This is a genomic window from Pseudomonas sp. IzPS59 (assembly GCF_014863505.1).
Taxonomy (GTDB): domain Bacteria; phylum Pseudomonadota; class Gammaproteobacteria; order Pseudomonadales; family Pseudomonadaceae; genus Aquipseudomonas; species Aquipseudomonas kribbensis.
On record NZ_CP062251.1, the window covers coordinates 3,904,969 to 3,927,630 of the forward strand.

A 22,662-nucleotide genomic window follows, 5' to 3' on the forward strand; every position below is an offset into this window, starting at 1 on the left:
CTCGTAGTGTCTGGGTCGTGGTTGACCGTTGAGCAGATCCTAGATTGCGACACTCAGACCGTCCAAGACATAATGCGCAGCACTTGAGTCCCTAAAGGTCTGACATGATCGATTTCCGCCAATTGCGCTACTTCGTGGTCGTCGCCGAAGAAGAGCACGTCGGCCGCGCGGCCGAGCGCCTGCATATTTCCCAGTCGCCCCTGAGCCGGCAGATCGCCCAGCTCGAAGAGCGCCTGGGCCTGACCCTGTTCGAACGCAGCCAGCAACGCATCCGTCTGACCCGGGACGGCCAGACGTTCCTCGCCGAAACCCGCGCCCTGCTGACCCACGCCAATCGCCTCGAATCCCTCGGCAAACGCCTGGGCCGTGGCGAGGAAGGTGGCTTGTGCATCGGCTATATCGAGAACGCCATGCACGCGGGCGTCCTGCCCAACGCCTTGCGCGTGCTGCGGGTGGATCGGCCGAACGTGCATGTCGCGCTGTACAACCTCAACTCCGCCGAACAGCTTGAAGGCCTGCGTCAACGCAGCCTCGATATTGCGCTGGTCAGTGAACCGCCGTCGGCGGACGATCCGGATCTGCTGGGTTTTCAGGTACTGGACGACCCGATGCTGCTGGCGCTGCCGGAACAGCATCCGCTGGTGGCAAAGGCTTCGCTGACCCCGGAGGATCTGGCCACTCAGGAATGGATCGGCGTGCAACCGCGCCAGGATGCCTGCGACGACTTCCTGAGCGCCTGTCTCCGTGCCGGCTTCACCCCGGATATGCGGATGCAAGCGACCGAGCCGTTCACCGCGCTGGGGCTGGTCGCTTCGGGGCTGGGGATTGCGATGATCCAGAAAGGCCTGAGCCACAACGCCCCGCCGGGTGTGGTGTTGCGGGAGGTGCCGTGGCTGGCGTTTACCACGCCGTTGTGGGCGTCTTGGCACCGGATCAATTTGCGGCCGTTGGTGGAGATATTCAGGACGATGCTGACGGGGCCGGATACTCCGGGCGCCTGATTGAAGGCGCGGTTCAGATTCCCATCCGCGCCCACCCCGCCACCAACTGCGCACTGATACTCACCCCACCACAAACAACAATCACCACATCCCGAGCCCCCGCCAGCGCCGGATGATCAAGATAAGCCACCGCCAGCGACACTCCGCACGCCGGCTCCACCAGTTGCCGCAAATCACTGGCGTAACGCACCACGCCCATGATCGCGTCATCGTCGGACAGCACCAGGCATTCGTGATCGAACTCGCCGATGTGCTGCACCGGCCACTTCGCCACCTGCGCGGCGCCCAGGGAGGTGGCGACCGTGTCGATCTTGCTCAGGCGCACCGGGTGGCCGGCCTCGACGGCGGCGGCAAACGACGCGGCGCCGCGGGTTTCGCAGGCGATGATCCGGCAGTCGCGCCGGTCGTGGCGCAGCAGTCCGGTGAGGATCCCTGCCAGCAATCCCCCGCCGCCGACCGAGGTGACCACGGTGTCGACCTGCGGGCAGTCTTCGAGGATTTCATCGATCATTGTGCTGTGCCCCTCCCACAACACCGGGTGGTCGAAGGCCGGGACGTATTCGGTGTCTGCCGCGCTGGCCAGCTCCCGCGCTCGCTGGTTGGCTTCGTCCCAGACTTTGCCGTGGACGATGACTTCGGCACCGGTACGGCGAATCCGTGCGCGGGTCGCTTCGGGGGTGGTGTGCGGCACCACGATGCAGGCTTGCAGCCCCAGACTGGCCGCCGCCACCGCAGTAGCCAGGCCGGCGTTGCCACCGGACGGGCAGACGACTTTGCGTTTGCCCTGCGCCGCCGCCTGACTGCACAACAAGCCCATGCCCCGCAGCTTGAAGGAGCCGCTGGGTTGCAGGTTTTCCAGTTTCAGCCAGATACGCCGGGAGGTGGTCGACAGAGTCGGATGGAGGATCAACGGCGTGCGGATGTGCAGCATGGCGGGCTCCTGATGACGCCACGCACGCAATGGCGCGTGGACGGTTGAAGTCGAAGCGTCCCTGTCTTCAGCTTAGTCCACCCTGTTCCCTGAACGGTAAACGCCGGGGATCGTGCCGGGATCTACACTGAACGGAACAGCCGTGAGGTGCCTATGAAAATGTCAGCGCAAATGACCGTCGTCGCGGTGCTCGCCACCCTCGCCTATCTGGGTCTGGCGATGTGGGGCATCGGTGGCGTGGCGGTGTTCTTCTCCCACGGATCACTGGTGGTCGTGGCCCTGGCGACGCTGGTGATGGTGGTGGTGTCGTTGTTCAGCGAAGTGAACCTCAGCTCCGGCGAACGCGAGGACCGGGCCAATCGCTGGGTGCTTCCGGCGTTCGGCGTGATCGGACTGGTCAGTGGTTTTCTGCCGGCGTATTGCGACCGTATCGGTTTCTGGACCGTAGGCAGCGAAGGCACCCGTTGGCTGGGGGCGTTGCTGTTCATTGTCGGTGGGGCGTTGCGGCTGTGGCCGGTGTTTGTGCTGGGGCATCGGTTCAGCGGACTGGTGGCGATTCAGCCGGGGCACCGTCTGGTGACCGATGGCATCTACACGCGCCTGCGCAATCCCAGCTATCTGGGGCTGGTCGTCAATGCGCTGGGCTGGGCCCTGGCATTTCGTTCGGTGGTCGGGATCCTGCTGGCGGCGCTGACGCTGATCCCGCTGATTGCCCGTATCCACTCGGAAGAAGCCTTGCTGCGCACCCAGTTCGGCGCCGAATACGACGCCTATTGCGCGCGCAGCTGGCGGTTGTTGCCGGGCGTTTACTGAGGTTGCAAACGCAACAGGCCGTCGCTGTCGATACTCAGCGCAACCTCGCGGTAGCTGGCGATGGTCGCGTGCGGAGCTTCGATCGGATGCTGGTGGGTCGACGTGATGACCATCAGCGGCGCACCGGCTGCCTCAGCCGCCTGGATGCCGACCGTCGCGTCTTCGAAAATCAGGCAATCGGCCGGTTTCAGACCCAGACGCCTGGCAGCCAGTCGGTAACCGGCCGGATCAGGTTTGCCGGCGCTCACATCTTCGGCCGTAATCATCACCGCCGGCTCCGGAATCCCCGCCGCCGCCATCCGCCGCAATGCCAGATCCCGTGGTGCCGAAGTCACCATGGCCCACTGATTTGCCGGCAAGGACTTGAGAAACGCCGCCGCACCCGGAATCTCGACAATGCCTTCAACGTCTTCGATTTCCGCTTCGGTGATGAACGCTGCTTGCGCCTCGGCGTCCACGCCCGGCAGGTTCAGACGCGTGATGGTATCGATGGCGCGCACGCCGTGGATGGTCGGCAGGAACGTTTCGACATTCACCCCGTGGCGCTCGGCCCAGGACGCCCAGATCCGCTCGGCGGCGGCGATGGAGTTGAGGACGGTGCCGTCCATGTCGAACAGGAACGCGCCGAACGCGCGGTTGAAAACAGCATCGTGAGCAGACAAGGGATCGCATCCTTAGGCAGAGCCGGGCAAATGTGCCCGGCAATGTAGCATCTGCCGCAGGCTTCAGTGCAGACGCGGCGCCTTGGATTTGAAGGCGCCGTCCACGCAATCGAGCAACTGACCGATGGCCCAGGGCTTCTTGATGAACGCCACCGGATGGCGGACGCCGGAGGTTTCCGGCGTTTCATAGCCGGACATGACCATCACCGGTTTTTCCGGCCAGCGCTCGCCTACCAGATTAGCCAGGTCCGCCCCATTGAGGGTGCCGGGCATGGTGATGTCGGTGAGCAGCAGCGCGACTTCCGGCGCGTGCTCTTCCAGGTACTGCGACGCCGCATCGGCACTGGTCTGCGGCTCGACCTTGAAACCTTCCTCCTGAAGAATTTCGCACAGAAACTCCAGAATCAACGGATCGTCTTCCACTACCAGAATCAACCCGCCAGGAAGGTGCGCGCTCGACGTCGGAATTGGACACATGAACTGGCACTCCCTGAATTGCATGAACGATTTAGCGGCATGATCCCGCTGCTTATCTGGTATGAGCAGCGCCTTGTACATAAATTCATTTTTGATACAGGTCTTTTCGATAACGTCGCTCGGCGGGCCATCGTGACGGCGCTTTTGTGGTTAAAATGCCCGCCCTTTTGCTGGCCGATCCCGATTGATGAACCCTCAAGCCCTCGCCGTTCTCCACGCCCACCTGCTTACCGCGCTGACTTCGGCACCGGCCGAAACCCGGCGCCTGTTCCATGGTCGTGGACGCTGCTGGCCGGGGCTGGAGCAAGTCACTGTGGACTGGCTGCAAGGCGTGGTGCTGGTGTCGCTGTTCAAGGAACCCGAGGCTTCGCAACTGGAAGACCTCAAGCGTCTGTTGCTGGAGATCACTCATTCGGAGCAATGGCAGCAGTCCGGCGCCCACACTCTGCTGATCCAGCACCGCTACCTGCCGCAAAGCACCGCCGAATGGCTGCTGGGGGAAGAAATCGACGAGATGACCATCGTCGAGGGTGGGCTGAAATACCGCGTGGATCTCGGCCGCAAGCAAAATGCCGGGCTGTTCCTCGACATGCGCTACGGCCGCAACTGGGTGCGCGAGCAGGCAGCCGGCAAACGGGTGCTGAACCTGTTCGCTTACACCTGTGGTTTCTCGGTGGCAGCCATCGAGGGTGGTGCCAGCCATGTGGTCAACCTCGACATGTCCCGCGCTGCTCTGAGTCGGGGGCGCGACAATCACCGTCTGAACGGGCATGACCTGAGCAAGGTGAGTTTTCTCGGCCACGACCTGTTCAAGTCCTGGGGCAAGGTCATCAACAGCGGCCCGTATGACCTGGTGATCATCGACCCGCCGTCATTCCAGAAAGGCAGCTTCCTGCTGACCAAGGATTACCAGCGCGTGCTGCGCCGTTTGCCGGAACTGCTGACGGCACAGGGCACGGTACTGGCGTGCATGAACGATCCGTCGTTCGGTTCCGACTTCCTGATCGACGGTGTAACCCAGGAGGCGCCGAGCCTGCGTTTCGAGCAGCGGCTGGAAAACCCGCCGGAGTTTCCGGATATCGATCCCGAAAGCGGCCTGAAGGCACTGCTGTTCAAGCAGATCGACTGATCCTGCTCAGCGCGGGCGCAACACCAGCGCAAACAACTCGCCATGCCCGGTGACGTTGAGCTTGTGATAGAGGTTGCGTCGATGGACCTTCACCGTCTCCGGCGAAATGTTCATGTGCTGGGCGATGGCTTTGCTCGAGAAGCCCTGGAGAATCAGGCGCGCCGTGTCGATTTCGCGCACGGTCAACCGCGCGTCGAAACGGTCCAGCAATGCCGCAATATCGCCGACCGGCGCCTCGACCGCCGCCCCTTGCGGTGGCATCAACTGCACATGCCGGCGCATCGCTGACAACACCCAGTCCCGTACGCAGAGCAGGCGTCCCTGCTCCTGCAAACTGAACGCCGTCGCCCGGCCCATCGACAAGCCGAGCACACCGTCATCGGTGTTGACCATGAATTGCAGTTCATCCGCGCCGACCACCGAACGGAAGTAGCTCAGGTAGTACTCGCTGTGCAGAAACTGGTCCGGCGCCACGGCTGCGAGACTGTGCAAACCGTCGGTGATCCCGGCGACGGCGGCCTGATAGAACGGATCGAGCAGGTACATGCCGGCGCAGTAACCGGCCAGTTCTTCCTGCTCGTCGGCGCGACCTTGGCTGTCGAAGTCGATCAGCAATTGCGGCGGCCGCCCCGCCTGCATCACCGCCACCAGCGCATTGTCCAGCGGCACCAGCAACCGCAAGGTATCGACCAGCGCCCGCCAGAAGCCGTCCTGACCGACTGTGGCGAACACCCGCGACAGGCTCTGATGCACCGGCAATTCCTGCAGCAACGCGTCCACGCTCTACCCCTTTGGAGTAACCCATGATGGGAATGGGTCTGGCATGGCCTGCCCGATAGGCTGACCACTCCTGTTCATCACCGGCCTGCCACAGGCCAGGAGTGCCGCATCATGCGTTGTCATCGTGGGTATATCAACCTGGGCCTGGCGGGCGTCGTGTCCGTCGCACTGACCGCGCAAGCGGCCGAAGCGCCGAGCGTGCATGTCTACAACTGGTACGACTACATCGGCCCGAACACCCTGCATGATTTCAAGCGCGACAGCGGCATCGAGCCGGTCTACGACACCTTCGACAGCGCCGAAGTGCTGGAAGGCAAACTGATGACCAGCCACAGCGGCTACGACGTGGTGGTGGCGAGCAACTTCAGTCTGCCGACCCTGATCAAGGCTGGCGCCCTCGCCCCGCTGCCCCGCAATCAACTGCCGGACTGGAAGAATCTCGACGATGATCTGCTGAACAAACTGGCCAACAACGATCCCGGCAATCAATACGCCGTTCCCTACCTATGGGGCACCAACGGCATCGGCTACAACGTCGACAAGGTGCGCGCCGTGCTGGGTGACAAGGCGCCGGTGGACTCCTGGGATCTGGTGTTCAAGGAAGAGAACCTGGCCAAACTCGGCGAGTGCGGCGTGGCGATGCTCGATTCGCCGTCGGAAATGCTCCCGGTCGCGCTGCACTATCTCGGCCTGCCGCCCAACAGCACCAACGCCGAGGACTATCAGAAAGCCGAAGCGCTGCTGCTGAAATTGCGCCCGCACATCGCCTACTTCAACTCCTCGAAATTCATCAGCGACCTGTCCAACGGCAACATCTGCGTGGCGGTCGGCTGGTCGGGCGCAATGCTCGAAGCCAAGACCAACGCCGAGCAGGCCGGCAACGGTGTGAAGATCCAGTACAGCCTGCCGAAAGAAGGCGCGCCGGTGTGGTTCGACACGCTGGTGCTGCTCAAGGACGCGCCGCATCCGACCCAGGGCCTGGCGTTCATCGACTACTTGCTGCGGCCCGAGGTGATTGCGCCGGTCAGCGATCACCTGTCCTACCCCAACGGCAACCGCGCCGCCACCGCGCTGGTCGCCGAAGCCACCCGCGACAACCCGGCGGTATATCCGTCGGCCACAGCGATGGCGACGTTGTTCACCCTTGAGCCCCTGCCCAAAGCCACCGAACGGGTGCGCACGCGGGTCTGGAGCAAGATCAAGAACGGCCAATAATCAAAAATGAACAGAGAAGAAAACACCATGAAATTACGTGCCCGCGACCTCGACATCCGCATCGGACAGCTGCAACCCGGCCCGCTCAACGCCATCACCGACGTACCCGGCGTGCGGGTCGGCCACAGCAATGTGCGGGGGCAAAGCGCCGTCGGACGCGACATCTGCACCGGCGTCACCCTGATCGAACCCCGTGCCGGTTCGACCAATGCACAACCGTGTTTTGCCGGCGTTCACGTACTCAACGGCAACGGTGATGCGACGGGGCTGGAATGGATTCGCGAAGCCGGCCTGCTGACCAGCCCGATCGCCTTCACCAACACCCACAGCCTCGGCGTGGTACGCGACGCCTTGATCGAACTGGACCGCGCGCAGCAACCGGACGACGGTCGTCTCTACTGGAACATGCCGGTGGTACTGGAAACCTTCGATGGATTGCTCAACGACATCAACGGCTTTCATGTGAAACCCAAACATGTGGCAGAAGCGATGAGCAATGCCGTTGACGGCCCGGTGCAGGAAGGCGCAGTGGGCGGTGGCAGCGGCATGATCTGCCATGAATTCAAAGGCGGGATCGGCACCGCATCACGCCGATTGAGCAAGGCTCAGGGCGGCTGGACAGTGGGCGCCATCGTCCAGGCCAACCATGGAATTCGCAACGAACTGCGGGTCGACGGCTACCCGGTCGGGCGTTACATGGAACAAGTGGATTCGCCGTTCCTGCGTGCCTCGCTGCCGCATCCTGGCATGGGTTCGATCGTGGTGTGTCTGGCCACCGATGCGCCGTTGTTGCCGCATCAATGCACGCGCCTGGCGCAACGGGCGAGCCTTGGTCTGGCACGTACCGGCGGTGGCAACGAAGACCACAGCGGTGACATTTTCATTGCCTTCGCCACCGGCAACGAACAGGTCCCGCCCGCCGCCTACGAGGGCAAAGGCGCGCCCACCTGCGACGGCTTGCGGATGGTCAACAACGATCACATCAGCGAGCTGTTTCTGGCGGCGACCGAAGCGGTTGAAGAGGCGATCATCAATGCCCTGCTTGCCAGCGACAGCACCGAAGGCAACGGGCATTCGGTGCCGGGGCTGGATGCCGCCACCCTGCTCGCCGCTCTCGAAAAAGCCGGCTGGCCGGGCGCTCGCTGAAACTGTTCCCAAGGAGCTTCAGCGAAACAGCCCTTGTCCGAGTTCGCATGCTGCCTGCAGCTGGATCGCAGGATCGCTCGACTCGGACTCCAGCAACAACGCCGAGCCTGCCACTGTCGCCCCGCAGTAATCGAAAATCCCGTGGTCGATCTGCGCTTTCATCGCCGCGCCGTAGCCGTGGCGTTCGTAGGTGCGTGCATCGGCCCCGCCGAGTGCAACCAGATGCACGCGCAGGCGTCCGAGCTTCTTGCGCGTCGAATCGCCGTCGAAATCAAACGCCCAGCCATTGCTGAACACCCGGTCGATCCAGCCCTTGAGCAGCGCCGGCATCGACCACCAGAACACTGGATACACCAGCACCAGCGCATCGGCGCGGTCGATGCGTGCCTGCTCGGCCAGGACGTCTGCTGGCGGCGCGGATTCGCGGTGATGCACGGCCCAGTCGGCCACGCCGAAACGCGGGTCGAATTCCTCGGCGTGCAGGTCAGCAATTTCGAAGGTGTTGGACGGATCGTTCTCCGACAGGCCTTTGGCGATTTTCTGCGCCAGTGCATGAGTCAGCGAACGGGGATCGTCATGAGCCACAACAATCAATGCGTGCATGGGAAATCTCCGGTTGGTGATTGCTGACCAAGGGCTTATCCTTTCGATAAGCTACACTTAGTAAGTTACCTTCAGTAAGTTACGTTTGGTATATAAGCAATGTCAACCACTGAAATCCCAGAATCCGTTCAGCCCCGCCGGCGACTCTCGCGGGAAGACCGCCAGCGCCAGTTGCTCGACATGGCCTGGCAATTGATTCGCGAAGAAGGCACCGATGCCCTGACCCTGGGTTATCTGGCGGAAAAGGCGGGTGTGACCAAACCGGTGGTCTATGACCACTTCACCACCCGCGCCGGTTTGCTGGCGGCGCTGTATCAGGATTTCGACAGGCGCCAGACCGCACTGATGGATGCCGCGCTGGACAATTGCGAGGCGACGTTGAGCGGCACTGCCTCGGTGATTGCCACGTCGTATGTCGACTGTGTGCTGACTCAGGGCAACGAGATTCCCGGGGTGATTGCCGCCCTGGCCAGCACGCCGGAGCTGGAGAAGATCAAGCGCGAATACGAGGCGATTTTCCTGGAGAAATGCCGCCGTGTGCTGTCGCCGTTCGCTGGCGGTGGCGACATTACCCAGGCGGGATTGCGCGCCATGCTCGGTGCCGCCGAGGCGTTGTCTCAAGCTGCGGCCACCGATGAAATCAGCGCCGCACAAGCCCGCGACGAGTTGTTGGCAACCATCACCGCGATGGTCGAAAGGGCCGCCGCCAGCGCTGCAAAGCAAGTGACTGACGGTACTTGAGACCGTCGGGGCACCTTCCTAGGATGGAGATACGCAGCCGCTTGGTTCGCCAAACCGCTGCGTAGGTGCGGGTGCCCTGAACCCCAATCAAGCCCGCACCTTGTTTCACGCGCATCTTGAGCCTCACGGGCTCTACTTCCTCCCCATCAAAGAGTCTTGAGGCTCTTTTTTTGTCCCTGAAAATCAGCGTTCCGGTTCGCGGCGGATCGAGCGCCACGTGGCCTGCGCCAGCAACTCGCGATAAGCCTTCGGACTGCCCTGCACTCTTCCCGACAACCACGCGCGGCAATAGCTGTCGGCCTGGCCGACGATCAGCGATGGCAGCAATTCGGCCGGGCATTCATTGAGTTCGGCGGCGCGTCCAGACTCGGCCAGCCAGGTGCGCAGACCCTGGTTGCGCGTCCTGTTACGGTCGGCGAGCTCGTCCTTGTGCGGCCCCCGGGTCACGGCATAACGCGCGTGATACTGGAACCGCGCCCATTCCGGCTGGTTTTCCACCCAGTCCACATAGCTGTAGACCAGCGCCTGCACGCCCTCCTCGGTCGTTGTCGCCTCGGCCAGATAGGCGTCACGCAAGCGCGCCTGATCTTCCAGCGCAGTGAAAAACAACGCGGCCACCAGCCCCTCCTTGTTGCCGAAGTGGTGGTAGATCGCACCGACACTGGTGTCGCACTCGGCACGGATCATTTCGATGGTGGTGGCCTCGATCCCCTGTTCGTTGAACAGGTGCAGGGCCTTGCGAAAGATGTCGCGCTTGAGTTCGGCCCGGCGGCCGGGGTAGCTGCGCTCGAGTAGATCTGCGGTGTCCATGGGGTTGAAGGCCTTGTAAATCCGGTTGAAAGGCACGCCCGTGCCGGTAATCGAAACGCGCCTAGGTTGACAGATTTCCCACGGACAGAATACCGTTCCGTTACAGAACAATATTCTGTAACGGAACATCATTCTGTAAATTCTCCTAATCGCGAGGCTTCACCATGAGTCAGTTTCTCAGCATGTTCACCAGCGCCGGCCCCCAAGCGTTCAGCCAGATGGCCTGTCAGGTCGCGCCGTATTTCAGCAGCATCAATCCGTTGGTCAGCGAGCTGCGCGCAGGCTCGGCGACGGTGCAGGTGCCGTTCCGCCGCGAGATCACCAACCATCTCGGCACCGTACACGCCATTGCCATGTGCAACGCCGCTGAACTCGCGGCCGGAATGATGACCGACGTGTCGATTCCCGCGGGCGCCCGCTGGATTCCGAAAGGCATGACCGTCGAGTACCTGGCCAAGGCCAAATCCGATGTCACAGCCGTGGCCAATGGCGAAGGGCTGGACTGGCAGACCGAAGGTGACAAGATCGTGCCGGTGGACATCCACGACGCCGAGGGCAAGAAGGTGTTCACGGCGCGGATCACCATGAACGTGAAGCTGTCCTGAAATCACGGGCACAAAAAAGCCCTTGCTGCGGTCATCGCAACAAGGGCTGTTTGCCGTTGGCCGGGTCAGTGCACGGTCAGGCGCTGGCGGACAAACTCTTCGGTGTGACGGGTGACTTGATCCAGGTGCCGGTCACGCTGCTTCTCGGCATCGACCATCGCCCGTTTGCCGTGCTTCTGCAGCAGGTAGGTGTGAATCTGCTGCACCTCCAGCGAGCGGTAGATCGGCGTGGTGTCGATAAAACCGCGCAAACCGTTGCTGCGGTAATGCCGGGTGCTCATCAGCACCTGAGTCTCCAACTGGCCCAGCACTTCAAAGCCCAGCGCTTCGAAATACGGGACTTTACCCACGCTGCACGTCAGTTCGGCATGGGGGTAACGCGCAACCATGTCGGCAATCAACGCACGGGCCACGCCCTGGCGGCGATGCTGCTGATCGACCGCCAGATAGGCCACATTGCACGCCTCCCAGTCGCCCTGCACCGGCAAGTACAACAGGAAGCCGATCACCTGTTCCGGATCATCGTCGTCGGTGGCCACCAGCAGCTCCACTTCGGTGCCCTTCTCGCCGTTCAGCGCCTCCAGATACAAATGCACCTCGTAGCCGACCGCGTACTGATAGACGTTGTACAGCAGGTTGCTCGGGCCCAGACCGATGGCGCTGATGTCGGTCAGGTAGTCGACCACCATCTGCAGGATCTGGCTGTTGACGCCTTCGGGGCACGGGGATTTGTAGTGGGTGATGCGGGGCATGGCGGGTGAACTCCGGCGGTAAAACACAGGTTGCCGGGCGGGTTGAGCGACCGGCGAACCGCGACATCATACCCTGTGCAAGCCTGACAAAAATTTCATCTGCCGGTGAGCGGACTTTTCGCCCGTTTGGCGTCCAATTCTTCAACTGCGTTCATTTTCCCGACGCAGGTCCTGAGGAGTTGTCATGAACGTTCTGCGTTCCCTGTTGAAATGGCGAAAAGCCCTGCTGCTGGTGCCCGTGACGCTGGCCGCGCTGGCCAGTTCCCCCGTGTTTGCCCAACCCGAAATGATCATCCGCGAAGCACCGCCACCGATGCGCATGGAACCGATGCCCGGTCCACGGGCAGGTTATGCCTGGGATCGCGGCCACTGGCGCTGGGAAGGCCGGGGTTATGTCTGGATGCCCGGTCACTGGCAACCGGTGCGTCACCACGGCGCACGCTGGGAACCCGGCCACTGGCAGGCGCGCGGGCCGAACTGGTACTGGATTGAAGGCCATTGGGTGCGTTGATCGCGCAACCGTCTGCCAACGTTACCCACCAGGAACATCACCATGTCGAAAACCATAAAAACCTTGATCACTGCCACGCTGGTGGCAATTACCCTGTCGGGTTGTGTCGTTGAACCGGCGCGCCCGCACCGGCCACCACCGATCGTCGAAGTGGTTCCGGCGATGCCTGCAGCGGGTTATCACTGGGTCGCCGGGCACTACCGCTGGGCCGGCAACCAATGGCGCTGGGTGCCGGGGCACTGGCGGGCGTATTGAGTCCGGTCACTGGGCCGGCGCAACGACCTTGAACTTGATCGCGATGTCGTTCGAAACCACGGTGTCGGCCCACTCGCCGGCACCGAGGCCGAAGGCATCGCGCTTGAGTACCAATTCACCGTCGAAGATGCCGATGCTGTTGTCCGGTTTCAGATGCACCGGCACCTGTACTTCATGAGTGATGCCTTTGAGGGTGAGCCGGCCGGCCACCAGGTAATGGTTTTCATCGACCCGGCTGAAACCGGTCGATTCGAACACTGCCGTCGGAAACTTTTGCGTGTCGAACCACGCCGGCTTCACCAGTTCGGTATTGGCGTCCTCGCTGCCGGCGTCGATGCTCGTGAGGTCGATGTGCAACGTGGTGCGGGCGTTGCCGAGATTGGCAGTGTCGAAATCCAGCGTCGCGTCGAACTTGCCGAACGTGCCGTACATCCGCGAGCCCATCTGGTTGTAAGTGAAGCTGATCTGGCTGGCGGCGGTATTGACCCAGGTGTACTCCACCGCCTGCGCCGTCGGCATGACGATCAGGCAACACACGGCAGCCAACAACAATCGAATCGACATGGGATGCTCCGGCGCCTCGGTGGGCCTCGATTGACTTAAGCAAACAACCGTCGCTTACGCCACTCCGTCCGGCATGTGCGCCTTCAAGTAGCCGATCAACGCCGTCACCTTGGGCGATGGCAGATGCTCGCGAGCCGTGACCGCGTGGAGATCTTGCGGCGGGCCGATCCACTCCGGCAGTACGCGGATCAGGCGTCCGGCCTGCACATCGGATTTCATGCTCTGATCCATCGCCAGACTCAGCCCCTCGCCGGCGAGCAACGCGTCGTGCAACAGCGCCGGGTCGTTGGCCAGGATGGAGGGTTCGACACGATAGTCTCTCAGTCGCCCCCCTTCCCGACGCAACGGCCAGACATAACCGACATCGCGCCGGGCCTGATGCAGCGTCAACGTCTGACGGTGAAGCAATTCTTCCGGCGTTTGCGGCGCACCGTGGCGGGCGAGATATTCCGGGGCCACGTAAATGCCCGTGGCAAAACTGGCCAGCCGCCGGGCGATCAGACTCGAATCCGGCAATGCCCCCAGCCGAAGTGCGACGTCGATCTCCTCGCCCACCAGATCCAGCGGCACATGAGAGGCCAGAATCTCCAGACGAATCTCCGGATACGCTTGACGAAACCCCGCCAGCAGCGGCGCAAACCAGCTCACCCCGAATGAAAACGGCACCGTCACCCGCAACCAGCCACGGGGCCCGTCACGCAATTGATGCACCGCCCGTTCGGCGTGCTCGAGTGTGTCGGCGATGGATTTGCACTGCTCGTAATACACCGCCCCGGCCTCGGTCAGGCTCAACTGGCGGGTGGTGCGACGCAGCAGTTGCACGCCGATGGCCTGCTCCAGCTCGCGCACCCGGCGGCTGACCGTGGTCTTCGGTATCTGCAAGGCATGGGCGGCGGCGGTGAAACTGCCGAGGCGCACCACGCAGACAAAAACCAGTGTGTCGTTCAAGTCACGGATCATTTCGGGCCTGCCTGAGAACAATCAACTGCGCCACCCATGGCACATTTCATGCCGCGATTATGGGCTAATCAGCTGAGATTCAGCGACCTAATATCGGTGCTCCCTTTCGGAGTGCTACCCATGAACCTCAACGAATACGCCGAACATGACGGCATCGGCCTCGCGCAACTGGTTGCCTCAGGCGAAGTCCACGCCAAAGAGCTGACCGCTCTGGCCATCGAAGCGATACAGCAGGTCAACCCGGCGATCAACGCCGTCATCGAGCACTGGACACCGGCCGCGACCACGGGCAGCGGCCCCTTGGCCGGGGTGCCGTTTCTGATCAAGGACCTGGCGATCACCGCAGCCGGACGACGCAATGAACTGGGCAGCCGACTCGCGCAAGGCCTGGTCGCGCAAAGTGATTCCACGCTGATGCAGCGCTTCAACGCCGCCGGGCTAATCACCCTGGGCCGAACTACCACGCCGGAAATGGCGTTCAGCACCGAAACCGACTCCCTTCTGCAAGGCCCGACCCGCAATCCTTGGAACCCGCAACTTTCCGCCGGAGGCTCAAGCGGTGGTGCCGGGGCTGCCGTCGCGGCGGGCATCGTGCCGATCGCCCATGCCACCGACGCGGCAGGATCGATCCGCGTTCCGGCCGCTTTCAACGGGCTGGTGGGCCTCAAGCCGACGCGCGGCCGCAGCTCCCACGGGCCATTGATGGACGAAGTGTTTGCCGGGCTCGGCGTGCAATTGGGCCTGTCCCGGACGGTGCGCGACAGCGCGGCGCTGATGGATGTGGTGCAGGGCTGTGCGCCGGGAGATCCTTATTACACGGCGGCACCGGCCGAAGGTTTTCTGGCTCAGGTCGGCCGCGATCCGGGACGCTTGCGTATCGGCTTGCTCGACACGCCGTGGAACGGAGCCAGCGTCGACCCCGAGATCAGTGATGCCACCGCCCGTGTTGCCCGTGAACTTGAAACCCTCGGTCATCAGGTTGAAACAGTCCGGGCACCGCTCGGTCTGTCGTGGGACGCGTTCGTCGAGGCCAACGCGCACATCTGGTGTGCCAGTCTGGTGCGCTGGATCAACCATCTCGCCGCCGCTACCCGGCGGCCAGTCGATCGCAGCACCCTGGAACCGGCCACCCTCGCCTGTTACGCGTTCGGCCAACAATCGCGCGGTACGGATTTCGCCGCCGCGCTGGAAGTGCGCAACAGCGTCGCCCGGCAAGTGGCCGCGTGGTTCGAGTCCATCGACATCCTGCTGACCCCGACCCTGCCACACCTGCCGCAAGCCATCGGTCTCTACAATCGCGGCGCCGACACGCTGGATGGCCTGCAATGGACGGCTCGGGTGTTCGAGCACTCACCGTTCACGCCAGTGTTCAACGTCGCCGGGACACCTGCCATTTCACTGCCGTTGGGGATGTCCCGCGACGGCTTGCCGATCGGCGTGCAACTGGCCGCTCGCTTCGGTGCGGAAGACAGGCTGCTGCGCCTGGCTTCACAACTTGAGCAAGCGTTGCCCTGGCGACATCTGCGCCCACGGATCCGGGCCGGCCACGCAGGCTGACATCACTCAGGCAACCGGTTCGCTACCGGGTGCCTGTGCCATGCCCGATCGCCCACCGGCCCGCAGTTTGTGACGCAGCTTCAGGGCCGGTTTTTCAATGACGTGGTAGGACACGATGCTCATGACAAATGACAGCGCCATCACCGCCTCGACATACCAGCCAATCCAGGCCAGCGGCCAGAGGGCACGCAGCAGGTACATCGCCACGAAATGATTGAGAAACACGCCATAACTGATGTTGCCGAAGAACTCGTCCAGCGGATGCTGTCGCAGCCTGGTCAACAGGTACACGGCGGGAATGCCCAGGGCGACGCCCAGTGTGACTTCGGCATTGAAGGGCCGACGCTCGATCCAGCCGGCCATGATTGCGACAAACAGCAATGCCGCAGCCACGAACGTGCCCATCGCGATCAGCCGGCCCTTGCCCTGCGCGTCATACAGGTAGCTGCCGCAGAGGAACATGAACAACACGCCCGGCAGCAGTCGGTAACCGTAGACATCCGTGTTGATGTAGCCCAGGCACGCGACCATGAACACGACCACGGACAGAGCAAACGCCACGCCCCGCAGCTTGAAGATCAGCAGAAACGGAATCGCCAGATAGAAACACAGCTCCAGCCCCAGCGACCACGCAGGCGGCATGAGTTGGGTGCCGGCCAGACCGAACATGTAGAAATCCAGTGGCACGATCGCCAGATTCGCGACGATATGCTTGAACGTCAGTTCGGCAGCCTGAGGTGTGCCGGGCAGCAGGAAATAGATCACCGCGCAGGACAGGCACAGATAAAACAGGAATTGCGGATAGAGTCTCAACGCCCGGTCCAGATAGAACGAACCGACTTTATCCAGCGCCTTGTAATTACGTTCGATGAGCGAGGTCATCACGAAACCGCTGATGATCAGAAACGAGATCACCGCGACCACACCCGGGTTCAGCCCCGCAAAATTGATCCCCATATGGGACAAAGCCACCAGCACCGCCAGCAACAATCGATAGACGCCCACGAACACCCTCACCTGTCCTTGTAGTTATGGGCGGCTAAGCTACGACGCTTTGCGACGGGACAACAGCTATTTTTCGCCGGGCGAAAGGATTCGGTTCAGAGGCTCTGCATCGGGCATGAAAAAGGGCCGTTCCCTGAGGAACGGCCCTTCTGGCTGCTGGGGGCAAGTACTACACCAACCGCTCGATTTTCTGATGCTGCCAGACCAGTTTGTAATACAGCGTCTGCAGTACCAGCATCCCCAGGTACGCCACCGGAAACGCCATCCACACGCCCTGCAAACCAAACTGTCCGTCCAGCCAGTATGCCGCCGGCAACTGCACGCCGACCACGCAAATGATCGCGATGGCCACCGGCACCAATACTGTGCCGCTGGCGCGCATGATGCCGCCGATGATTGCCTGGAAGCCGAAGATCAACAGGCTCCACAGCATGATGTGCAGCAGGTGCTCGGCCATGGCCCGGGTCGAGTCTTCGGTGAGGAACAGCCCCAGCAGCCAGTGCGACAACAGGTACCCGAGCACGATCAAACCACCGGTCAGGCACACGTTGATCCACAACCCGGTGCGCAGGATCGGGCCCATCCGCTCCAGCCGCCCGGCGCCAATCGCCTGGGCACCGAGGATCGATGCGGTGATCGCAATCGACAGCGCCGGAAACTGCACGTAGTTGACGATCTGCGTCACCGCGCCATAGGCCGCCGTTGCCTGGGAGCCGTGCTGGTTGACCAGTGCCAGGATCACCATCTCCGACAGCGACAACACAATCATCTGCACCCCGGTCGGCAGGCCGATGCGCAACACCTTGCCGAGAATCTCGCCGTCCAGCCGCAACGACGCAAAGAACTCCCGGTCCGGCGCCAGCGGATGCCCCTTGCGGATCAGACTCCATGACAGCCAGGCCATCGCCGCCAGCGTACCGGCCAGACCGGCGAACGCCGCGCTCTGAATGCCCAGTTGCGGCAAGCCGAACCAGCCGCGAATGAACGCCGGGGTCAGCGCCAGACCGACAACGGTCGACAGCAGCAGAGCGAGCATCGGCGACAGCGTGTCGCTCACCCCGCGCAACAGCTGGGTGAACAGCACGTACACCAGCACAAACGGCAAGGTCCACATCATCACCCGGGCGTAGGAAACCGCGTCATCAAGCACATCTGCCGGCGTGCCCAACCCCTGCAACGCCTGACGCGCAAACACACTGCCAAACACCGCCGCGACCAGCCCGATCAACACCCCCAGCAACAGCGTCGCCCCGGCAATCGCCTTCACCATATGCGACTCACGCGCGCCCCACGCCTGACCGATCAACACCCCTGCCCCGGCGCCCAGACCGATGACCAGCGCGATGAAGAAAAAGATGATCGGAAACATCCCCGACACCGCCGCCAGCGCCTGAGTGCCAAGCATCTGGCCGATGTAGATGCTGTTGACCGTACCTGACATCGACTGCAGGAAGTTCGACAGCACCATCGGGGCGAGGAACAGCAGGTAGGTTTTCCAGAGGGGGTTTTGCGCGGGGATTTGCATTGAGAGTCCGTCTCGGGAGGAGGCAATGTGAGAGAGTCTAAGGTATGCACAGCCGTTCAGGTCGTACCCCTTTGCATTAAAACTTCGTAATCTCCACCACCTGTCCAAAATGGAAGTGAACCGATCCAATGTCCCGCGTCTCGACCCTGCTGACCTCTACCCTTTTCGCCGTTCTGGCGACGACAGCCAACGCCGCCCCGACACCAGCGCCTGAAGCGCTGCAAAGCCTGCTGACTACCCTGAACGAACGCCTGAACATCGGCGACCTCGTCGCCCTGACCAAGTGGGACAGCGGCAAGCCGATCCAGGACAGTCCCCGCGAAGCCCAGGTCATCGCCAATGCCCGGACGCTGGCCGCCGAACGCAAGCTCGATCCGGAAGACGTGGCGCAATTGATCGCCGCGCAAATGGAAGCCAACAAACTGGTGCAATACGGTTTGCTCGCGAAGTGGCAGGCAGCCGGCGCTGCGCCGGACACCCCGCGTCCGGATCTGGGCAAACAGATTCGTCCGCGCCTGGATGAGCTGCAAACCCGGCTGTTGCAGCAATACGCCGACTTCACGCCCTATCGCCACGATCCGGACTGCACGGCGTGGCTGGCCAAGGCCCGCAGCGGCCTGGCTCAGGATGCGTTGCATGAACTGGCCCTGATCCGCGCCACCGGCGAACTGTGTATTCGGGCAACTGCCCCGTAAATCGGGGCTCAGGCGTCCATCGCTGGCGTCGATAGTCACCATCACGCCAATGAAGTTCTCATAAAAAATCCCGGGCGTAACATCAGCTCCATACCAACCAAACAACACCCCGGAGCACACGATCATGAAACGCCAAATCCTTCTCGGCATCGCTTTCTCGGTTCTCGCAGTCAACGCTTTTGCAGCAAAACCCGCTCACACCATGATCGCCGAAGGCGGTTCGGATCGATTGATCGAACAGCGTGTAGCTGAAGGTGGTTCGGATCGTCTGCTGGAACGCCGTGTAGCTGAAGGCGGCTCGGATCGTCTGCTGGAACGCCGTGTTGCTGAAGGCGGCGCGGATCGTCTGCAAGAACGCCGCGTAGCTGAAGGTGGCTCGGATCGTCTGCTGGAACGCCGCGTTGCCGAAGGTGGTTCGGATCGCCTGCAAGAACGCCGTGTCGCTGAAGGTGGTTCGGATCGTCTGCAAGAACGTCGCGTTGCCGAAGGTGGCTCGGATCGTCTGCAAGAACGCCGTGTCGCTGAAGGTGGTTCGGATCGTCTGCAAGAACGTCGCGTTGCCGAAGGTGGCTCGGATCGTCTGATCGAACGCCGCGTCGCATGACCTGAAAACGCTTTCGCAAGACAAAGAAAAGCCCGGCCTGATCAGCCGGGCTTTTTCACATCCAGCCGTCGCTTACTGAACGGTTTTCAGCTTGACCACATCACCGGAGACCTTGGTGGTGTAGCCGCTCAGAACCCATGCCCAGAACCAGTTTTCCTGAACCTGGGTGTTGATCATGGCATCGCCGCCCTTGGCCTGGATGGCGGCCTCTTGCGCGCGGACGAAACGGCTGTTCTGCCGGATCGGGATCACGCCGAACAGCATCAGGCCGGTGGCGGTCGCTTCGCTGTGGCCAATCACGGTGTACTGGTTGCTGTCGTAGTGTTTGGTGTTCATCGGGGTGCCGGTGCAACCTGCCAGAACCACACCGAACAGTGCGGCGGCGACTACTTTGCTGAGGTATTTCACTGCAAGACTCCATGGGTAAACGCCCGGGATCCATCTCTCGGGCGGCGCACACTTTACTGGAGGCAGTGGCACATTGGTATCAATCTGGAAATGTTTCATGAAGCGCGTGGAATACCGGCACTGCTCTCCACAACGCCCATGGCCCTTCGTTATTGCTCAGTGAATGACTGAAGATACGCCAACAAATTATCAATCTTCTCCTCGTCACTCAGCCCCCAGAAGATCATCCGCGTCCCCGGCACCACGCCCTTCGGATCTTTCAGATACGCCGTCAGCGTTTCCCGATTCCAGGTGATACCGGAGTTCTTCATCGCATCGGAGTAGACGTAGTTCGCCGATGTCCCCGCCGGACGACCGATGATGCCGTTGAGTTGCGGGCCGAATCCGGGGCGGGCGGATTCGCCGACCTGGTGGCAGCCGCCGCACAGGCGCGGGAAGATTTTGCCGCCGGCCTCGGCGTCGCCGGCCGCATAGGTGGCTGTGCTGAAAAGGCCTGCGTTGAGGATCAGGGCGAGGGTCAGTAATGCGGTGTTTTTCATCGGGAACATCCAGATCTTCGGCGGCGCCAAGGGTAATCCTGCGGGGAGCGTTGCGCTACAGGTAAGCCGCGATCACCTGCCGGACTTTGAGCAAGGCTTGACGCAGGACAAGCATGTCCACCGAGCCCAGCGCCAGCCGTATCGCGTGGGGCACATGGGCCGATACGGTGAACGGCTCGGCGTTGGTGACCGAGATCTGCGATTTCATCAGCTCGATCACCACTTGATCGGACCTTGCGTCTTCCGGCAGCGGCAGCCAGAGGAAATACGACGAAGGATGGCCAACCATCGGCAAGCCTTTCAGGATTTCAGCGGCCAGCGCCTGACGGGCCCGGGCGTCATCGCGCTTTTGTGCCTCCAGCAAGGTGACTGTGCCGTCGTCGAGCCAGCCGCAGGCCATCGCGGTCATCACCCCCGGCGTGTTCCAGGTGGTGGCGCGGATGATGCGTTCCAGTGCCGGGACGATTTTCAGCGGCGCGGCGATGAAGCCGACGCGCAGGCCCGTAGCGATGTTTTTCGAAAGCCCCGAGACGTACACCGTGCGCTCCGGCGCCAGATCCGCCAGTGGTGGCGGCGGGCTATCGACCAGAAAGGCGTAGGCAGCGTCTTCGATGATCGTCAGATCATGCTGTCGGGCAATCGCCACCAGTTGTTCACGCTGCGCCAGCGGCATCACCCAGCCCAGCGGATTGTGCAGGGTCGGCATGCTGTAGACGGCGCGCACCGGGCGGTTGCGGCAGAGTCTGTCGAGTGCCGCCAGATCCGGACCGTTCCCGGTCACGGGGATCGCGACCACTTCAAGGTGCAACGCTTCGGCGAGCACCTTGAAGCCCGAATAGGTCAGCGCATCGGCCGCGATCACATCGCCGGGGTTGAGCTGCGCCATCAGCGTCACCGCCAGCCCTTGCTGGGCGCCGTTGACGATCAACACCTGCTCGGCGTCGACGTTCAAGCCTCGGGCCTGCAAGTGTCGGGCAACCGATGCCCGCTCATGCTGGCGCCCGGCGTGGGGTTGATAACGCAGCAGCGCTTCGAGGTCGCCGGACAGCGCCAATTGCCGCAAAGCGGTGCGCAACAGATCGGCCTGCCCCGGCAGCGACGGGTAGTTGAAGTTGAGGTCGATCATGCCGACGGCAATATCTTTCTGATCGATCCCCTGCCCCGGCAATAACGAAGTTTCCCGGACAAACGTGCCGCGCCCGGTTTCGCCGCTGACCAGCCCCATCGCCTCAAGCTCCGCATACACCCGCGACGCCGTGACCAGCGCCAGCCCTTCGCTGGCGGCCAGTTGCCGGTGGGTCGGCAAACGCGTGCCGGGCAACAGGCGACCGCTGCGAATGTCGGCGGCATAGGTATCAACGAGGGTCTTGTACCGGGAGCGTGGCATGTCGGGATGTATCCATGACAATTCTTTGATTGTGCTGATTCTCAACCCTAGGATGAGCCACAAGCAACCCCACTTTTGAGCATGACCGACATGGAACGAACCACGAATCTGCCCGCACCGGCCCTGGAAATAACCAGTGGCTGGATCAACGGTTTCATCGGTGTCGTGATTTTCAGCGGCTCGCTGCCGGCCACGCGGCTGGCGGTGCTGGAATTCGACCCGGTGTTTCTCACCGTCATCCGCGCCACCATCGCCGGGGTGTTGGCGTTGTGCCTGTTGTGGCTGTTTCGTGAACGACGTCCGGCGCGGGATCAGTGGTTTTCGTTGTTGATCGTCGCGCTGGGCGTAGTCGTGGGATTCCCGCTATTGACCGCCCTCGCGCTGCAATATGTGACGTCGGCGCATTCCATTGTGTTTGTAGGATTGCTGCCGTTGGCGACGGCGATTTTCGGCGTGCTGCGCGGCGGTGAACGGCCGCGCCCGGTGTTCTGGGTCTTTTCGGTGCTGGGCAGTTCGCTGGTGGTTGGCTTTGCGGTTTCCCAGGGACTGACCGCTTCGCCCACCGGAGATCTGTTGATGCTGGCGGCGATTCTCGCCTGCGGTCTCGGTTATGCCGAAGGTGCAAAATTGTCGCGCACCTTGGGTGGATGGCAGGTGATCTGCTGGGCGCTGGTGTTGTCGCTGCCGGCGATGGCCGTGTTGAGCGTATGGCGGGCGCCCGCCTCGTTCAGCGGCATCAGCGTGTCGGCTTGGGTATGCCTGGCTTACGTTTCGCTGTTCAGCATGCTGATCGGTTTTGTGTTCTGGTATCGCGGCCTGGCCCAGGGCGGGATTGCGGCGGTCGGGCAGTTGCAGTTGCTGCAGCCGTTTTTCGGTCTGGCGCTGGCGGCTACGTTGCTGCATGAACACGTCAGCGTCGGCATGCTGGTGGTCACGTTGGGCGTGATTTTGTGCGTGGCAGGGGCGAAGAAATTCGCCAGATAAGCT

General features: G+C 62.3%; 27 protein-coding genes. 13 read left to right on the forward strand and 14 right to left on the reverse strand.

Features of this window, described 5'->3' with window-relative positions:
* The first annotated feature begins 104 nt into the window (after positions 1–104).
* On the forward strand, positions 105–1,001 hold the full coding sequence (locus IF189_RS17425) for a LysR substrate-binding domain-containing protein (RefSeq protein WP_192551990.1): 897 nt from the start codon (positions 105–107) through the stop codon (positions 999–1,001).
* A gap of 13 nt (positions 1,002–1,014) precedes the next feature.
* On the opposite strand, the gene IF189_RS17430 is transcribed toward IF189_RS17425, so the two are convergent.
* On the reverse strand, positions 1,015–1,932 hold the full coding sequence (locus IF189_RS17430; protein WP_134826273.1) for a pyridoxal-phosphate dependent enzyme: 918 nt from the start codon (positions 1,930–1,932) through the stop codon (positions 1,015–1,017).
* A 153-nt stretch (positions 1,933–2,085) separates the two neighbouring features.
* On the opposite strand from IF189_RS17430, the gene IF189_RS17435 reads away from it, so the two are divergent.
* Entirely contained in the window at positions 2,086–2,745 is a 660-nt protein-coding gene (locus tag IF189_RS17435) for a methyltransferase family protein (RefSeq protein ID WP_085711563.1), read from the forward strand.
* On the opposite strand, the gene IF189_RS17440 is transcribed toward IF189_RS17435, so the two are convergent.
* Both IF189_RS17440 and IF189_RS17445 read right to left on the reverse strand, forming a co-directional pair.
* The gene (locus IF189_RS17440) at positions 2,739–3,407 is read right to left on the reverse strand and encodes an HAD family hydrolase (protein WP_134826272.1); all 669 of its coding nucleotides are present in this window, start codon (positions 3,405–3,407) and stop codon (positions 2,739–2,741) included. The two genes, IF189_RS17435 and IF189_RS17440, sit on opposite strands and share 7 nt — an antisense overlap.
* A 63-nt stretch (positions 3,408–3,470) precedes the next feature.
* On the reverse strand, positions 3,471–3,884 hold the full coding sequence (locus IF189_RS17445) for a response regulator (RefSeq protein ID WP_085711565.1): 414 nt from the start codon (positions 3,882–3,884) through the stop codon (positions 3,471–3,473).
* Positions 3,885–4,071: 187 nt separating this feature from the next.
* On the opposite strand from IF189_RS17445, the gene IF189_RS17450 reads away from it, so the two are divergent.
* A complete protein-coding gene (locus tag IF189_RS17450; RefSeq protein WP_192551991.1) occupies positions 4,072–5,013 on the forward strand; it encodes a class I SAM-dependent methyltransferase in 942 nt (313 codons plus the stop codon).
* Positions 5,014–5,019: 6 nt separating this feature from the next.
* On the opposite strand, the gene IF189_RS17455 is transcribed toward IF189_RS17450, so the two are convergent.
* Complete coding sequence (locus tag IF189_RS17455) at positions 5,020–5,793, reverse strand: helix-turn-helix transcriptional regulator (RefSeq protein WP_134826270.1); 774 nt, start codon at positions 5,791–5,793, stop codon at positions 5,020–5,022.
* Positions 5,794–5,904: 111 nt separating this feature from the next.
* Between IF189_RS17455 and IF189_RS17460 the strand changes: the two genes are divergently transcribed.
* Positions 5,905–7,008, forward strand: coding sequence for an extracellular solute-binding protein (locus tag IF189_RS17460; protein ID WP_192551992.1), 1,104 nt, complete (start codon positions 5,905–5,907; stop codon positions 7,006–7,008).
* Between the two features lie 27 nt (positions 7,009–7,035).
* Positions 7,036–8,154, forward strand: a complete 1,119-nt coding sequence (locus IF189_RS17465) for a P1 family peptidase (RefSeq protein ID WP_192551993.1) — start codon at positions 7,036–7,038, stop codon at positions 8,152–8,154.
* Between the two features lie 18 nt (positions 8,155–8,172).
* Here IF189_RS17465 and IF189_RS17470 read toward each other — a convergent pair whose 3' ends face one another.
* Positions 8,173–8,757, reverse strand: a complete 585-nt coding sequence (locus IF189_RS17470; protein ID WP_134826267.1) for an NAD(P)H-dependent oxidoreductase — start codon at positions 8,755–8,757, stop codon at positions 8,173–8,175.
* A 99-nt stretch (positions 8,758–8,856) separates the two neighbouring features.
* On the opposite strand from IF189_RS17470, the gene IF189_RS17475 reads away from it, so the two are divergent.
* The gene (locus tag IF189_RS17475) at positions 8,857–9,498 is read left to right on the forward strand and encodes a TetR/AcrR family transcriptional regulator (RefSeq protein WP_192551994.1); all 642 of its coding nucleotides are present in this window, start codon (positions 8,857–8,859) and stop codon (positions 9,496–9,498) included.
* Between the two features lie 183 nt (positions 9,499–9,681).
* Here the strand turns inward: IF189_RS17475 and IF189_RS17480 are convergent, their stop codons facing one another.
* Entirely contained in the window at positions 9,682–10,308 is a 627-nt protein-coding gene (locus tag IF189_RS17480) for a TetR/AcrR family transcriptional regulator (RefSeq protein WP_134826265.1), read from the reverse strand.
* Between the two features lie 164 nt (positions 10,309–10,472).
* On the opposite strand from IF189_RS17480, the gene IF189_RS17485 reads away from it, so the two are divergent.
* Positions 10,473–10,913: a hotdog fold domain-containing protein gene (locus IF189_RS17485; RefSeq protein ID WP_134826264.1), complete on the forward strand. Its 441-nt coding sequence runs from the start codon at positions 10,473–10,475 to the stop codon at positions 10,911–10,913.
* A gap of 65 nt (positions 10,914–10,978) precedes the next feature.
* Here IF189_RS17485 and IF189_RS17490 read toward each other — a convergent pair whose 3' ends face one another.
* Positions 10,979–11,665 carry a GNAT family N-acetyltransferase gene (locus tag IF189_RS17490; protein WP_134826263.1) on the reverse strand — a complete coding sequence of 229 codons (687 nt, stop codon included), beginning with the start codon at positions 11,663–11,665 and terminating at the stop codon, positions 10,979–10,981.
* A 184-nt stretch (positions 11,666–11,849) separates the two neighbouring features.
* On the opposite strand from IF189_RS17490, the gene IF189_RS17495 reads away from it, so the two are divergent.
* Together IF189_RS17495 and IF189_RS17500 are read left to right on the forward strand one after the other, a co-directional pair.
* Positions 11,850–12,176, forward strand: coding sequence for a YXWGXW repeat-containing protein (locus tag IF189_RS17495; RefSeq protein WP_119427072.1), 327 nt, complete (start codon positions 11,850–11,852; stop codon positions 12,174–12,176).
* 42 nt (positions 12,177–12,218) lie between these two features.
* Complete coding sequence (locus tag IF189_RS17500) at positions 12,219–12,431, forward strand: YXWGXW repeat-containing protein (RefSeq protein ID WP_192551995.1); 213 nt, start codon at positions 12,219–12,221, stop codon at positions 12,429–12,431.
* A 6-nt stretch (positions 12,432–12,437) separates the two neighbouring features.
* Here the strand turns inward: IF189_RS17500 and IF189_RS17505 are convergent, their stop codons facing one another.
* Both IF189_RS17505 and IF189_RS17510 read right to left on the reverse strand, forming a co-directional pair.
* On the reverse strand, positions 12,438–12,995 hold the full coding sequence (locus IF189_RS17505) for a YceI family protein (RefSeq protein ID WP_192551996.1): 558 nt from the start codon (positions 12,993–12,995) through the stop codon (positions 12,438–12,440).
* A 54-nt stretch (positions 12,996–13,049) separates the two neighbouring features.
* Positions 13,050–13,955: a LysR family transcriptional regulator gene (locus IF189_RS17510; protein ID WP_134826261.1), complete on the reverse strand. Its 906-nt coding sequence runs from the start codon at positions 13,953–13,955 to the stop codon at positions 13,050–13,052.
* Positions 13,956–14,075: 120 nt separating this feature from the next.
* On the opposite strand from IF189_RS17510, the gene IF189_RS17515 reads away from it, so the two are divergent.
* A complete protein-coding gene (locus IF189_RS17515; RefSeq protein ID WP_134826260.1) occupies positions 14,076–15,512 on the forward strand; it encodes an amidase in 1,437 nt (478 codons plus the stop codon).
* 6 nt (positions 15,513–15,518) lie between these two features.
* On the opposite strand, the gene IF189_RS17520 is transcribed toward IF189_RS17515, so the two are convergent.
* Both IF189_RS17520 and IF189_RS17525 read right to left on the reverse strand, forming a co-directional pair.
* Positions 15,519–16,517 carry an acyltransferase family protein gene (locus IF189_RS17520; RefSeq protein ID WP_134826259.1) on the reverse strand — a complete coding sequence of 333 codons (999 nt, stop codon included), beginning with the start codon at positions 16,515–16,517 and terminating at the stop codon, positions 15,519–15,521.
* A 169-nt stretch (positions 16,518–16,686) separates the two neighbouring features.
* Complete coding sequence (locus IF189_RS17525; RefSeq protein WP_134826258.1) at positions 16,687–18,042, reverse strand: MATE family efflux transporter; 1,356 nt, start codon at positions 18,040–18,042, stop codon at positions 16,687–16,689.
* A gap of 128 nt (positions 18,043–18,170) precedes the next feature.
* Between IF189_RS17525 and IF189_RS17530 the strand changes: the two genes are divergently transcribed.
* Positions 18,171–18,737: a chorismate mutase gene (locus IF189_RS17530; protein WP_134826257.1), complete on the forward strand. Its 567-nt coding sequence runs from the start codon at positions 18,171–18,173 to the stop codon at positions 18,735–18,737.
* A gap of 124 nt (positions 18,738–18,861) precedes the next feature.
* Positions 18,862–19,341, forward strand: coding sequence for a phage infection protein (locus tag IF189_RS17535; RefSeq protein ID WP_134826256.1), 480 nt, complete (start codon positions 18,862–18,864; stop codon positions 19,339–19,341).
* A 72-nt stretch (positions 19,342–19,413) separates the two neighbouring features.
* Here IF189_RS17535 and IF189_RS17540 read toward each other — a convergent pair whose 3' ends face one another.
* From IF189_RS17540 to IF189_RS17550, 3 genes are all read right to left on the reverse strand, one after another.
* Positions 19,414–19,749, reverse strand: coding sequence for a hypothetical protein (locus tag IF189_RS17540; protein ID WP_085711582.1), 336 nt, complete (start codon positions 19,747–19,749; stop codon positions 19,414–19,416).
* A 149-nt stretch (positions 19,750–19,898) separates the two neighbouring features.
* Positions 19,899–20,288 (reverse strand): c-type cytochrome, encoded by a 390-nt coding sequence (locus IF189_RS17545; RefSeq protein WP_134826255.1) that lies wholly within the window; start codon positions 20,286–20,288, stop codon positions 19,899–19,901.
* 55 nt (positions 20,289–20,343) lie between these two features.
* Entirely contained in the window at positions 20,344–21,675 is a 1,332-nt protein-coding gene (locus IF189_RS17550; protein ID WP_192551997.1) for a PLP-dependent aminotransferase family protein, read from the reverse strand.
* A 90-nt stretch (positions 21,676–21,765) separates the two neighbouring features.
* Between IF189_RS17550 and IF189_RS17555 the strand changes: the two genes are divergently transcribed.
* Positions 21,766–22,659: a DMT family transporter gene (locus IF189_RS17555; protein WP_192551998.1), complete on the forward strand. Its 894-nt coding sequence runs from the start codon at positions 21,766–21,768 to the stop codon at positions 22,657–22,659.
* The last annotated feature ends 3 nt before the right edge of the window (positions 22,660–22,662 follow it).

Bases quoted from the DNA above. Each gene is read 5' to 3' on its own strand.
- IF189_RS17425 (WP_192551990.1), top strand. From the start codon at position 105: ATGATCGATTTCCGCCAATTGCGCTACTTCGTGGTCGTCGCCGAAGAA.
- IF189_RS17430 (WP_134826273.1), bottom strand. From the start codon at position 1,932: ATGCTGCACATCCGCACGCCGTTGATCCTCCATCCGACTCTGTCGACC.
- IF189_RS17435 (WP_085711563.1), top strand. From the start codon at position 2,086: ATGAAAATGTCAGCGCAAATGACCGTCGTCGCGGTGCTCGCCACCCTC.
- IF189_RS17445 (WP_085711565.1), bottom strand. From the start codon at position 3,884: ATGTGTCCAATTCCGACGTCGAGCGCGCACCTTCCTGGCGGGTTGATT.
- IF189_RS17450 (WP_192551991.1), top strand. From the start codon at position 4,072: ATGAACCCTCAAGCCCTCGCCGTTCTCCACGCCCACCTGCTTACCGCG.
- IF189_RS17460 (WP_192551992.1), top strand. From the start codon at position 5,905: ATGCGTTGTCATCGTGGGTATATCAACCTGGGCCTGGCGGGCGTCGTG.
- IF189_RS17465 (WP_192551993.1), top strand. From the start codon at position 7,036: ATGAAATTACGTGCCCGCGACCTCGACATCCGCATCGGACAGCTGCAA.
- IF189_RS17470 (WP_134826267.1), bottom strand. From the start codon at position 8,757: ATGCACGCATTGATTGTTGTGGCTCATGACGATCCCCGTTCGCTGACT.
- IF189_RS17475 (WP_192551994.1), top strand. From the start codon at position 8,857: ATGTCAACCACTGAAATCCCAGAATCCGTTCAGCCCCGCCGGCGACTC.
- IF189_RS17480 (WP_134826265.1), bottom strand. From the start codon at position 10,308: ATGGACACCGCAGATCTACTCGAGCGCAGCTACCCCGGCCGCCGGGCC.
- IF189_RS17485 (WP_134826264.1), top strand. From the start codon at position 10,473: ATGAGTCAGTTTCTCAGCATGTTCACCAGCGCCGGCCCCCAAGCGTTC.
- IF189_RS17490 (WP_134826263.1), bottom strand. From the start codon at position 11,665: ATGCCCCGCATCACCCACTACAAATCCCCGTGCCCCGAAGGCGTCAAC.
- IF189_RS17495 (WP_119427072.1), top strand. From the start codon at position 11,850: ATGAACGTTCTGCGTTCCCTGTTGAAATGGCGAAAAGCCCTGCTGCTG.
- IF189_RS17500 (WP_192551995.1), top strand. From the start codon at position 12,219: ATGTCGAAAACCATAAAAACCTTGATCACTGCCACGCTGGTGGCAATT.
- IF189_RS17505 (WP_192551996.1), bottom strand. From the start codon at position 12,995: ATGTCGATTCGATTGTTGTTGGCTGCCGTGTGTTGCCTGATCGTCATG.
- IF189_RS17510 (WP_134826261.1), bottom strand. From the start codon at position 13,955: ATGATCCGTGACTTGAACGACACACTGGTTTTTGTCTGCGTGGTGCGC.
- IF189_RS17515 (WP_134826260.1), top strand. From the start codon at position 14,076: ATGAACCTCAACGAATACGCCGAACATGACGGCATCGGCCTCGCGCAA.
- IF189_RS17525 (WP_134826258.1), bottom strand. From the start codon at position 18,042: ATGCAAATCCCCGCGCAAAACCCCCTCTGGAAAACCTACCTGCTGTTC.
- IF189_RS17530 (WP_134826257.1), top strand. From the start codon at position 18,171: ATGTCCCGCGTCTCGACCCTGCTGACCTCTACCCTTTTCGCCGTTCTG.
- IF189_RS17535 (WP_134826256.1), top strand. From the start codon at position 18,862: ATGAAACGCCAAATCCTTCTCGGCATCGCTTTCTCGGTTCTCGCAGTC.
- IF189_RS17545 (WP_134826255.1), bottom strand. From the start codon at position 20,288: ATGAAAAACACCGCATTACTGACCCTCGCCCTGATCCTCAACGCAGGC.
- IF189_RS17550 (WP_192551997.1), bottom strand. From the start codon at position 21,675: ATGCCACGCTCCCGGTACAAGACCCTCGTTGATACCTATGCCGCCGAC.
- IF189_RS17555 (WP_192551998.1), top strand. From the start codon at position 21,766: ATGGAACGAACCACGAATCTGCCCGCACCGGCCCTGGAAATAACCAGT.